The sequence below is a fragment of the Paenibacillus sp. genome (assembly GCF_048976745.1).
GTDB lineage: Bacteria > Bacillota > Bacilli > Paenibacillales > Paenibacillaceae > Paenibacillus.
In genome coordinates this window covers 244,753-256,946 of record NZ_JBHGUU010000011.1, presented here as the reverse complement: position 1 = coordinate 256,946, position 12,194 = coordinate 244,753, and the positions used below count along the sequence as shown (strand labels likewise).

The window sequence follows — 12,194 nt, the reverse complement described above, 5'->3', positions numbered from 1 at the left end:
AACATTATACCTTAATGTTCTGTTTGACCAAACCGTTCCTGAATCATATTGGCAATTTCCTGAACCTGTGCCTCTACAGCAAGAGGATCATAAGGCCAGAACCGTTCTCCATCCAGCTTAAACACTCGATTGTTCTTCACAGCGTCCAGGGATGACCAGACGGGTGATGTTTCATCCAGCGAACCTCCATTGGACAAATCGAGGAAAATATAATCACCAGCATAATCCGCCAGTTTCTCCTCGGATACAGTTACAGTATCTTTATCCTGATCAATCAGTTCCTTTTGCACAATGTCTGGTGCTTTCAGTCCGAGCTGTTGGTAGATGGCTTGTCCACCGCGGTTGACACCATCTCCGTTGATGTACCAATCCTTACCAAAGAGACTGAAGTTGGAAAAGGTCGTACCTTCCTTGACCAGCCCTTGAATGGAGTCCTTGGCTGACTTCACTTTTACTTCGAATTGGGACAACCAGTCTGCAGCTTCCTTTTGTTTGTTTAGGATTTCCCCAAAGGCAGTGATTTCTTCATGCACATTGTCGTATGTACCATAAGGGATGATGAGGGTTGGTGCGATTTTGCGATATTGCTCATTCAGCTTCTCATCCCCACCTACAGTGACGATCAGGTCGGGCTCAAGCGAAAGAATTTTTTCGACTGAACCGCCGTCGATACGACCAATGTCTGCTACGCCTTCAATCAGATCAAGCACATAAGGGCTTTCCAGCTCATAATCCGGTGCGCCTACTGGCTTGACGCCAAGTGCGAGAAAATCAGCGAGGTAACCCTGCGTCACAATACGCTGCGGGTTCGTGGGTATTTCAACGTCTCCATTAACCGTGGATATAGTCTGCGTTTCTGCGGCGCTGTCTGCCGTTTGTTCTTCTGTAGTAACAGGTGAGGAAGGCTTATTTTCTCTTGTTTCATCCGCTTGGCTTGAGCAGCCAATAATTCCAATCACCAGTACCAGAAACATAAGCCCAGTCCACCATTTTGATTTAACCCCTGTCATTCTGCTTCTCCCCAATCAATAATGATTATCTTTCTCAATAAAACCTCCTTAGTATCGTAGCTTTTGGATACAAGTATCGTCCATCTCAAAATGTGACCTATTGAGCATGGACAATGGTTACCTGTTTTTTTCACCATTCTCCCGAATCAGGATATCTACCATAAGCTGAAGCTGCTTTTCCAGAGCCAGCGCATCATTACACCAGAATTGTTCCAGCTTGAGCGGATATATCCGGCTATTTCCGTTATTCATAATTTTGTTCCAGTATGGTCGTTCCCTGAGTTTGACTTGTGCATCATGATACAGACCGCCTTCATGTGAGGGAAGCACGAGAAACATATGGTTTGCCGCATAATCCGTCAATTGATCTTCCTGGATAAACTGATGATTGTGGGATTCCAGAACGTCACGCAGGATATTGGGGGCAGGTGTAAGATTGAGTCCGTAATATACGTTGTATGCCGCTCTGGCGGTTACATTCCAGATACAGATTGTGCCATCTTCCCAGAGTTCATATAACCCAACGGTTTCATCCGGCTGGATTGCAGCCCCAAGTCGTTCAGCTTCACTGCTGACCAGTGCGGTGTAATGCTCTATCCAGTCTTCGGCAGCCTGCTCTCGACCTATGATTCGTCCGATGAGTTGAACGGTCTCCAGTCGATTTAACTGGTCCCATGGCAGGACCATAACCGGAGCAATCTGTTCCAGTTGTTCGAGCTTATGGGGCAAATAGTATAGATAATCTGGCGCAATGATCAGATCAGGTGGTTCCGTTCGGAGGATTTCTTCCACACCATATTGATCCAAATCCAGTACATTATGCAACTCGTCTTGGATCAGCGGTGACATCGCCCAGGGTAGGAATGAGGCGGCAATGGGTTGAACGCCTAAGGCTAACAGATCTCCTGTGTACTGTACAGTAGCAATTCGTCTTGCGCGGGGCTGTAGTCGGTATTCACTTGGACTAATCCCAGTAAACTGCTTAAATTTTCGACTTAAGTATAAGCCGTCGGAGTATCCCACAAGCAGCGCAATTTCATTCAAGGTGGCCTGCGTGGACAACAGATATTGCTTCGTCTTGTCCATACGAACTCGGGTCAAGTGAGCCTGGAAGCTGCGTCCAACCTGTTTTTGAAAGAACCTGGAGAAGTAACTCGCATTAAACCCGGTTAATCTGGCGAGTTCTTCACGGGTGAGATGACTGTCATAGTGATGGTTAATATAGCGAAGTGCTTCACGAATTATACTGTCTACCATCTCTGTAGAAGGTTTAATCGCCAACTTGAATAATTCAAGCAATTCACTCAGCAGATAATGGGATCTGGCTTCTTCGGTCTGGACACTTCCTGTCCTTTTTTCGGAAAGTTCCTGGATGATTGCCAGCATTCGCAGAACCTGTGGACTTGCTCCGGTCTTCGAACCATGTGAGGGCAAGTTCACTGATGTAAGCTGATAAATACGCTTGTCAGGACTCACTTCTGTTAATGCATAATCCTGGAAACCGATATGATATAGGGTGAAGGCAGAAGGCGGGATATGTATCAGCTCCAGGGAGCACTGGGAATGTAGAAAAAGTAACTGCCCTTTATGTAAAACACCATGTTCATTACCATATCTATAGTTCACCGTCGATGTGCAGGTAACCAACGAAGGCGTTTTTATGGAAATGGCACTGTTGTGCTGTGTGGATTCCCATGGAATAACACTGGCATTTGTCAGTACAAACATATCTGTGGCCTCCTTAGCTGTATATACTATCTATGAACATATGGATGTATGGACTCGATTATATCAATCTGTGTGAGTGACGTCGATGTATACAGATGAGCGAAGACAGGTGAACAGACTAAGGCTTGCTCCGCTGCGAATAACTATAATAAAAAAGCCTTGATAGTTCCCTAAGGAAATAACAAGACTTCTTCCATATGAAAGACAGATGTCGTTATCCAAACACCTTTGTCTGAAGATGCAGAGCGACTTGCTCCGTCTGTAGGACCATGTTCAGTGAAAAGGTGCAGGGCAGTCTGCTGCCAACGAGCAGCACGGCACCAGGCATGCTTCCTTCCTGGAACACAGGTACTGCTATGGCACTTACCAGCCGTTCAGCAAGCATTAACGGGCAACGACCGGGTGTATGATCCCCGGTGGATTGTGCATCAGATCGGGCTGTGCGTCCAGTCCGCAGGGCTGTGCCTACCAGATCTTGTCCGGGGCGCATTTCCATACGTTTCACCCGTTCATTACTGGCGCCGGAGGTGTACTTCCAACGCAGCATCGTCCCGTTAAGACAGGCAAGTCCGCAGAAATCGCTGGCAGTATTCAGGCGCAGGCCGTCGATCATCTCCTGAATGCCGGATGGCAGTTCATCATGCATGAGAGGACACTTCCTTTTTTTTCGGAATATAACGTACGTATTATCATTAACCTTTGGAAAGGATCATCTTAAAGTAAGGGTATTACAATGTTAGTTCTATTGTAGACCCTTTATCGGTCATTGTAATTCAGGGAAAACCCCTATTTCCGTTCTGTAATTTACTGAACCTGGGCATGGAAGGTCTCCTGAATCAGGTACACCAAGGGATTGAAGTGATGCGATGGATGAGGCATATCGGTGAAATGTGACTTTTCTCACAGCAAATTCAGGGAGTTTCTCGTCAAGGATCAGGTAATCCCCCGATAACCCTGGAGCTACTTTCGCGATATGATGTATACATAAGGAATCACCGAGGGGGACGAAGGTTATGGGTACAGTATTTGTAGAAAGAACAACCCAGAGAACAGAGCAGAAACAAACGGAGGCGGACAAAATGACACGAGAAACAGGCGGAATCCTTTCGTTTGTTACACCTGAGCAATGGGACCTGATTGAAGCAAGAATGCAACCCAAACGGGTGAAGTCGGGATATAGTCTCTTTCTCGAAGGCGATGAAGCCGGATATCTGTACTACATTCGTTCGGGACGAGTGAAAATGACCAAGTCGACGGAGGATGGTAAGGAGATTATTTTATCCATTCAGCAAAGCGGCGATCTCATCGGTGAATTCGGCGGCATTGGTGGATTGAATCATAGCTACAGTGCAGAGATGGCGGAAAAAGGGGAACTGGCCATTATCTCGCTTAGCGATCTGGAAAGTATACTCAGCAAACATGGCGACCTTGCTTTGAAATTCTTGCAGTGGATGGCGCTGTCGCAGCGGATCACCCAGTCGAGATTCCGTGATTTGCTGCTCTATGGCAAGGCGGGTGCGCTCGCTTCGACACTGATTCGTGCCAGCAATTCGTATGGCAGGGTAACACCGGATGGTATTGTGCTGGACATGAAGCTGAACCATACCGATCTTGCCGAGATGATTGGAGCTACCCGGGAGAGCGTAACGCGGATGCTGGGGGCATGGAAGGAACAAGGTACGCTGGATATGATGGACGGCAAACTGATGATTCGGGATCTGGCAGCCTTGCGTTGTATGTGTGGATGTCCTACATTCCCGAGCTGTCCGGTAGAGCTGTGCCGACTGTAAATTAGTTTGTTCAGAGGCTTCACCTCCATTGGCGATTGGGGTCGTTACGGAGAAAAAGAAAAGAAAAGCTGGCGTCCCATATATGGGAGTCAGCTTTTTGAGTTTCCGTGAAATTGTTCATGTGCATATTCCTGTGCAAGAATCGAATATAGACACGAATCATGATATTCCCCTTTGTAATACCAATGCTCTCGCATCAGACCTTCACGCTGCATACCGATCTTCTGCATAACGTTCTCTGAAGCCTTGTTGTTCGGGCGGCATTTCGCATAAATTCGGTGTACGCCAAGTGTATTAAAGCCAAAGCCAAGCATGGCTTTGGCTGCTTCGGCAGCATACCCTTTTCCCTGATAAACGGGATTGAGCACATAACCGATCTCAGCGTTCGTGTTTTCGATGTGAAGGCCAACACCGCCGATCAGGATGCCCTCCTTTTTCAAACATATCGCCAGTTCAAAGCCTTCTCGTGGTTCTGCCTGCTGCATGTCCAACACAAACTGCACGTACTCTCGCGTATCTTCTTCCGTATTCGGTCCCCACGCCGTATGCTGAGTAACTTCTGTCATGGATGTGTAGCTATGTATACTTTCCCAGTCTGTCTCCAAAATATCCCTGATGATGAGTCGTTCGGTCTCCAGCTGCATCGTTGTCCACTTCCTTCATATTTGAATAACTTACTGTACATTGTACAACAAAAATAGCCCATAACAGATTCAACGAATGAATCGGTCATGAGCCATAATGTAGATCTATGATGTATGTCGAATGCTATTGTGGTTGTTTACATTGAACTGCGGGATAAGTATAAGCCAGCTTGCGGATAATTTCCTTTTGCCATCTCGTATCACCCAGATTGGTTGCCAGGTTCAGAAGATCCAAATAATCGTCAAGCTGCAGATCAGCCTTTTGCAGAGTTGTATTCATGCGATGTTCGTTCCCCTTTATCTATAAAATCGTAAAATCATATACAGTAGAAAAGTACATTGAGACAAGTTCAAGAATGATAATCATTATCACGTTTATATATTCATTATGCAATGAACGCTGGCAAAATGCAATCCCAAGTCCGCAACGAATTTAACTTTTTTCTGAAAATAGGCTCCTCCACATCACATAGGGAATGTATACACCGAGATATGCAGACGGATACAGAAACCAGCCATTCAGCAGAAAATGGTGAATCTCGGTGGTGAACGTGGTCATATGGGCATTCGTCGCATACACATCACCAGCGATGACGGTTGCAGCACTGTAGAAGCAGAGCAGCGCAAGGATATGAAATAGCCTCGTGAGCATTCGGGAACGAAGTGCAACATAAGCCATAATTAGCGGAACAATCAACAAGAGTATCAAAAATACCAATTTCATCATTGTTTACTCCTTCGGAATATGAAATTCTAATGATCATCAGTATGGGCAAAGGGATGCCATCTCAAAACTTTTTCAACAATTTTACAAAAAGAAAGAGGAATTCATCATATGAACAATTAAAATAAAGGAGGATAACCCATTATCAGGTAATATGGAGGAGGAGAAAGGAAATATGAAGAAGGCGTTATGGCAGCATTGGATCGGGGCATTCCTGGTCTTTATCATGATGGCAACCGCACTGCTGGGGCCGGGTTCGCAAAGTCCGGTACAAGCTGCATCACCCCTTACGGTATCTCAGGCCATCGCTGCCCAGAGCGGTGGAGGAACAGCAACGGTTGAAGGAATCATTGTTGGACATGCTACCGGGTCACTTACCGCGAAGTTTACATCTCCGTATGCCAATGATTTTAATGTTCTGATTGCCGATTCAGCGTCAGAGCGAACCAACGCCAGATTATTGGATGTGCAGATTCCCTCATCTTTCCGTTCGCAATATGGACTGGCTTCCAATCCGAGTCTTGTAGGCAAAAAGATCATCGTAACCGGAACCCTCGGTGCCTACAACAGCTATGCAGGAGTCAAAAACCCAACGTCCATTACATTTTCCTCCGGAACAACCAATCCTGATCCAGAACCAAACCCGGGCACAACACTGCCGGACGGTACCGGCAAGAAAGTATTATTTGATAATACCCACGCCCAGACAGCAGGTGCTGCAGACTGGATTATTGACGGCGCATTTTCGGATTTTGCCAATGGTTTGCGAAACGCAGGCTTTGTCGTGAATCAGCTGGAACGCAGCATTCCGTATACATTCGGTGAGCAAGCCATCACCTATAATAAATTGAAAGATTACGACGTCTTTGTCATTGGCGAAGCCAACGTGCCGTTCAAGGCAACAGAGCAGGCTGCGCTGGTGCAGTATGTGCAGAACGGAGGAAGTGTTTTCTTCATCTCTGACCACTATAATGCCGACCGCAACAAAAACCGCTGGGATTCTTCCGAAGTATTCAACGGGTATCGCCGCGGTGCCTTCCTGAATCCCGCCAAAGGCATGTCTTCGGCTGAGGCCGAATCACCTGCTATGCAGAGTGTAACGAGTTCTGACTGGCTGGCGACGAACTTTGGTGTCCGTTTCCGCTACAATGCTCTTGGAGATGTAAATGCATCGGATATCGTTGCACCTGCTCAATCCTTCGGCATTACGGCTGGTGTTAATTCTGTAGCCATGCATGCGGGATCAACCGTTGCGATTATAGACCCTAACAAGGCCAAAGGCTTGGTGTATGTACCAAGTGGTGTGTCCAAGTGGGGCAATGCTGTTGATCAGGGCGTATATAACGGTGGTGGACGAGCTGAAGGGGCCTATGCTGCCATTGCCAAGATTGGTGCGGGCAAAGCCGCATTTATCGGCGACTCTTCACCTGTGGAAGATGCTACTCCGAAATATTTGCGTGAAGAAACCGGTGCGACCAAGAAGACCTATGATGGATTCAAAGAAGTGGACGATGCCACGTTCCTTGTGAATACCGTGAAATGGCTGGCGGTCAAAGAGAGTTATACCAGTCTGGCACAAGTGCCAGGACTGACATTGGATACAGCTACAAGCCTGCTTCCTATCGAAGCTCCGGCTGCGTCCACCGAGCCGCAACTTGAACCATGGGCTACACCCGCGGCAGGGTACAAATGGTATGATCCGACTACATTTAAGGCAGGTTCATACGGAAAAGCTCAATAAGTGAAATAGACATCCGATCATCATGCAAATAGGGTCTGACCGTGTACGTTCGTTACGCGGGCAGGCTCTTTTTGGCTTGTTGTACAAGTTGCAATCACGACCATGATCAGCTCTTACCGCCCTGTCATTGTATATATACTTGCTCTTGAGGGGAAGGTATGGGTATTCAGGATATGTGCGAGGCATTAATCGAATCAAAGGAGGAGGCGACATATGATGAAACGGCAAGCAGACTGTGACAGTTCTTCGATGAGACAGAAGCTCAAGGCAGACCTCCATCGTGTAGCAGAACGTATGAATCTGACGTTATCCCGGTTTGACAATGACAGTGCCTGTCTGCTGGGTCAATTTGCGGAGATTCGAGCGGAGATCAAGCAGATCGAGGTGCTCGCCTCTTCGTTTTATCTGGATTGTTATCTGTCGCCCTTTACCGAGAAGTTTGCCGAATTAACATCGAGCGTACAGCACCTATCTGACCGGAGATATGGTGCGTTGATTGTGATTGAACGGGAGATTCCGTTGGAGTCAATCATTCATTCAGGAGTGGTGGTGGATGCGAGAGTGACACATGCGCTGCTGGAATCGCTGTTCATTCCCGGTGCGCCTCTGCATGACGGGGCTGTGCTAATTCGGGGAAATCAGATCGTATCCGCTGGTAATGTGCTGCCGTTGTCGCAAGCGGAAGTGCATGAACGAAAAATAGGCACTCGTCATCGGGCTGCACTGGGACTCAGTGAATTGACGGATGCAGTTGTGTTGGTTGTTTCCGAGGAGACGGGACAGGCCTCATTCGCCGTTGGTGGCGATCTGCATCCAATTAATGTGGTCGAAACGCTCCCATAATGTGAGCGATTAAGTGGCCTACTTGGGGCGTTTATGCTGATGTAGCTAAGGGAATTGTACCTTTCTCCTGTAAGGGAGAGAGGTTTTTCTACGGATAGGCCTTACAATTATTATCTGAAATTCGACAGCTTTGCTCCTGCCATATGAGAAACATCATTAGATGCTTCTCTAACATTGCGATGTGATTTTGCACAAACTGGGTATTCATGGGTACAATAGAGGATGGTCAATGAATAGAGAACAATGTGATTTGATCGCAAAAATGGTTGGAGGAGACGGTTAGCACATGAGTTGGTTTGAAGCAATGGAGCATCACGATTATGAGGAACTGGTTCTATGCCAGGATCGAAATTCAGGGTTAAAAGCAATTATCGCCATACACGACACAACACTCGGCCCTGCGCTAGGAGGCACACGGATGTGGACTTACGCTTCAGAAGAAGCAGCCATTGAAGATGCCCTGCGCCTTGCCCGTGGTATGACATATAAAAATGCGGTATCCGGCCTGAATCTGGGCGGCGGCAAAACCGTTATTATCGGAGATCCAAGGCGGGACAAAAACGAAGCCATGTTTCGGGCATTTGGACGATATATTCAAGGGTTGAACGGACGTTATATCACAGCCGAAGATGTGGGAACAACGGAAGAGGACATGAACCTGATCTATCAGGAAACCGATTATGTGACAGGCATCTCACCGAGCTATGGATCATCCGGTAACCCATCACCTGCAACCGCTTGGGGTGTATATCGGGGGATCAAGGCAGCAGCCAAAGAAGCATTTGGTACCGATCTGCTGGAGGGTAAAACGATAGCGGTCCAAGGTGTCGGCAACGTGGCGATGCATCTGTGCAAATATCTGTATGAGGAAGGTGCACATCTGATCGTTACGGATATCCATAAGGACTCGGTGAAACAGGCTGTGGATCGCTTCGGCGCGACAGCTGTTGATCCCGCAGACATTACGAGTGTGGATTGCGATATCTATGCACCATGTGCACTGGGCGGTACGATTAATGACGATACGCTCAAGACGCTCAAGGCGAAGGTTGTAGCCGGTTGTGCCAATAATCAGCTGCTGGAGACCCGTCATGGGGATCAGCTGTATGATATGGGCATTGTATATGCGCCTGATTATGTTATCAATGCAGGTGGCGTAATTAACATTGCGGATGAGCTTAACGGGTATAACGCGGATCGGGCATGGAGCAAAATCGGAGAGATCTATTCCACTCTGGAGAAAATATTCGAAAGCTCGCGTACCGAGGGCATCGCAACCTATGTTGCCGCAGATCGACTGGCTGAACGACGGATCGAACAGATGAAGAATACGCGCAGTACATTCTTGCAGAATGGTCACCATGCACTGAGTTCCCGGAGATTGCGCAAGTAAATGTCATTGAATCATTACCAAATTTAAAACGGTCTGTCAGGTAACGGCAATATCCATTTCAAAGATGGATAATCGATCTGACAGGCCATTTTTTATGTTGCGATCAGAAAAAAAGAAAACAGTGGCAATATCTCCCTAAATGATCAATTCTACTATGGATTTTTCCGATAATGTATGTACATCGTTCAGATGCATATGGTTCAGGGAAATGGGGAGAAGTGGGAAATGGGGAAAAGAAAAGGGTTAGGGCATAGGATCAAAAATATGTCGCTTAAAATCAAACTGCCTTTCATGATCAGTGTATTGGTTGTTTTGGTTCTGCTTGGTGCAACGACCACAAGTTATATGATCTCATCTGATGTTGTGGTCAGGAAAAGCAAAGATGAGATTAATGTGATGGCTGACCGCCTTGGGGAAGGGCTTTGGACAGCAATGCAACTTCAGCAACAATTGAGTCATGCGATATCCGTACACAATACCTTCAAGGAACTCTTGGAGCTGCGTAATACAACTGACATGACGGATGAAGAATTTTTCTCGGATGAGAACCCAGATTTCAATAAGGCCAATACGATCTTGACCGACAGTATATCTGACACGGAAGGAAGCAAGCCAGATCTGTTCGTGTTTGATAAGGAAGGAATCATGGTGGCGGGAACCATGCCGGAAGTGATTGGACAGTCACGGGGAGATCGGGAATATTTCCAGGAGTCCATACAGGGGAAATCCTTCATCAGTGATGCGATCGTCTCGAAGAACAGCAAGAAGCTGATTATTGCATTCTCGGAGCCCATTATGGATGAAGAGGGTAATATCCTGGGTGTGTTCGCCATGTCGGTGGACAGCAGCTTTTTCCTGGGTCAACTCGGGGACATCCAGATCAATGGTCAAGGCAGAGTTGAAGTATTGAGCCGGAGTGGCATCATTATGTATGATTCATTGGACCCTTCCATTGTGGGACAAACGCTGGAAGAGGACAAGGAAGCCATGGAACTTATGGAGGCCAGAGCCACTGACAAAGTGAAAATCACTTCGATGGATCGAGATGATACCTACTATCGTATCAATCAGATTCCTGGTGCAGATCTCTCCGTGGTCATTATTGACGATTATGATGATATTAAGCGCCCAGTAGAGGATATACAGCGCCAGATGCTTATCGTGACCTTGATTGGAGTTGCTCTGGCTATTGGCGTAGGATTGTTGATTTCTCGTAGTATTACAAGACCTATCATTCGTCTGATTGGGCTGTTCAAACAGCTTGCTCAAGGGGATCTGACCGTTATGGCCAATGGCAGATATAACAGTGAATTCAAGGATCTGGCTGAGAGCTTCAATGGTATGGTGGAGCAGAACAGGAACCTGATTACCGATATGAATAATTCGATTCATGTTCTTCAGGACAGCACTCAGGAATTGGAGGAGACATCCAAACAGACGGCAAGATCCATTGATGAGACCTCGGCGACGTCCATGGGGATTGCAAAGGCGATGGAGGCTCAATCGGAAGATACCGAGCAGATTGCAAGCAAATTCAACAGCTTTGGCGATAAAGTGGCTGCCATGAACAGTAGTGCACAGGATGTGAAGGCAAGAGCGGATGAGATCGAAACGGTATTCCACAACGGGAATGAAGTCGTGAATGAACTGATGCGTATTAATGAAGTGAACGAACGGGAAGTGGAGAAAATCTCTGAGATTACCGTCAAACTTCAAACGAGTTCGGGTAGTATTAGTCAGATCACGGAAGCCATCAGCCAGATTGCGAAGCAGACCAATCTGCTTGCATTGAATGCTTCAATTGAAGCATCACGGGCGGGGGAGCATGGCCGAGGATTTGCGGTTGTGGCCGAGGAGATTCGCAATCTGGCAGAGCAGAGTTCCCGCCAGTCCAAGGAAATCTCCAGCATTATCGAGCAGAATCTGGCCGATGTCGCCGAGAACAACCAAAGTGTTGCAGAGATTCACACCATCTCGTCCAGACAGGATGAGCTTGTCTTGCAGACTCGTCAGGCGTTTGATGTGATTTTGGAGAAGGTATCTGTCATTAATCAACAGATCGCTACAATGGCAGGACAGATGCAAGAGATGTTGCAGAACAAGGATGTTGTACTGGAGTCAGTCCATAGTTTGTCGGCTTCAGGAGAGCAGGTATCTGCTTCGGTTGAAGAGGTCACAGCAACCATGATGGAGCAGTCTTCCACGGTACAGCAGTTGGCCAACATGGTCGATACGATCGATCAATTGACGCAAAAGCTGGCCGAATCGGCTGCGAGATTCAAGGTGGAGTAAGAGTTTGTTGTATATGGTATAGAGAGAAA

At 47.1% G+C, this 12,194-nt stretch carries 11 protein-coding genes; 5 read left to right on the top strand and 6 right to left on the bottom strand.

Features of this window, described 5'->3' with window-relative positions; genetic code table 11:
- Positions 1-11 precede the first annotated feature (11 nt).
- From ACE3K2_RS18980 to ACE3K2_RS18970, 3 genes are all read right to left on the bottom strand, one after another.
- Positions 12-1,010, bottom strand: a complete 999-nt coding sequence (locus ACE3K2_RS18980; RefSeq protein WP_421893566.1) for an ABC transporter substrate-binding protein — start codon at positions 1,008-1,010, stop codon at positions 12-14.
- 117 nt (positions 1,011-1,127) lie between these two features.
- On the bottom strand, positions 1,128-2,738 hold the full coding sequence (locus ACE3K2_RS18975) for a helix-turn-helix domain-containing protein (protein ID WP_421893563.1): 1,611 nt from the start codon (positions 2,736-2,738) through the stop codon (positions 1,128-1,130).
- 214 nt (positions 2,739-2,952) lie between these two features.
- Entirely contained in the window at positions 2,953-3,384 is a 432-nt protein-coding gene (locus tag ACE3K2_RS18970; protein WP_421893560.1) for a GAF domain-containing protein, read from the bottom strand.
- A gap of 367 nt (positions 3,385-3,751) precedes the next feature.
- On the opposite strand from ACE3K2_RS18970, the gene ACE3K2_RS18965 reads away from it, so the two are divergent.
- Positions 3,752-4,528, top strand: a complete 777-nt coding sequence (locus ACE3K2_RS18965) for a Crp/Fnr family transcriptional regulator (RefSeq protein WP_421893557.1) — start codon at positions 3,752-3,754, stop codon at positions 4,526-4,528.
- Positions 4,529-4,617: 89 nt separating this feature from the next.
- Here ACE3K2_RS18965 and ACE3K2_RS18960 read toward each other — a convergent pair whose 3' ends face one another.
- The 3 genes from ACE3K2_RS18960 to ACE3K2_RS18950 form a co-directional block, all read right to left on the bottom strand.
- Positions 4,618-5,172 (bottom strand): GNAT family N-acetyltransferase, encoded by a 555-nt coding sequence (locus ACE3K2_RS18960; protein WP_421893554.1) that lies wholly within the window; start codon positions 5,170-5,172, stop codon positions 4,618-4,620.
- Positions 5,173-5,296: 124 nt separating this feature from the next.
- Positions 5,297-5,452, bottom strand: a complete 156-nt coding sequence (locus ACE3K2_RS18955; protein WP_017691064.1) for a hypothetical protein — start codon at positions 5,450-5,452, stop codon at positions 5,297-5,299.
- Between the two features lie 153 nt (positions 5,453-5,605).
- Positions 5,606-5,899, bottom strand: coding sequence for a hypothetical protein (locus tag ACE3K2_RS18950; protein ID WP_421893549.1), 294 nt, complete (start codon positions 5,897-5,899; stop codon positions 5,606-5,608).
- 223 nt (positions 5,900-6,122) lie between these two features.
- Between ACE3K2_RS18950 and ACE3K2_RS18945 the strand changes: the two genes are divergently transcribed.
- From ACE3K2_RS18945 to ACE3K2_RS18930, 4 genes are all read left to right on the top strand, one after another.
- Positions 6,123-7,637, top strand: a complete 1,515-nt coding sequence (locus ACE3K2_RS18945; RefSeq protein WP_421893697.1) for a DUF6359 domain-containing protein — start codon at positions 6,123-6,125, stop codon at positions 7,635-7,637.
- A 213-nt stretch (positions 7,638-7,850) separates the two neighbouring features.
- Positions 7,851-8,480 (top strand): sporulation-specific diadenylate cyclase CdaS, encoded by a 630-nt coding sequence (cdaS, locus tag ACE3K2_RS18940; protein WP_421893546.1) that lies wholly within the window; start codon positions 7,851-7,853, stop codon positions 8,478-8,480.
- A gap of 286 nt (positions 8,481-8,766) precedes the next feature.
- Positions 8,767-9,873, top strand: coding sequence for a Glu/Leu/Phe/Val family dehydrogenase (locus ACE3K2_RS18935; protein WP_421893543.1), 1,107 nt, complete (start codon positions 8,767-8,769; stop codon positions 9,871-9,873).
- Between the two features lie 225 nt (positions 9,874-10,098).
- Entirely contained in the window at positions 10,099-12,165 is a 2,067-nt protein-coding gene (locus tag ACE3K2_RS18930) for a methyl-accepting chemotaxis protein (RefSeq protein ID WP_421893540.1), read from the top strand.
- Positions 12,166-12,194: the final 29 nt, after the last annotated feature.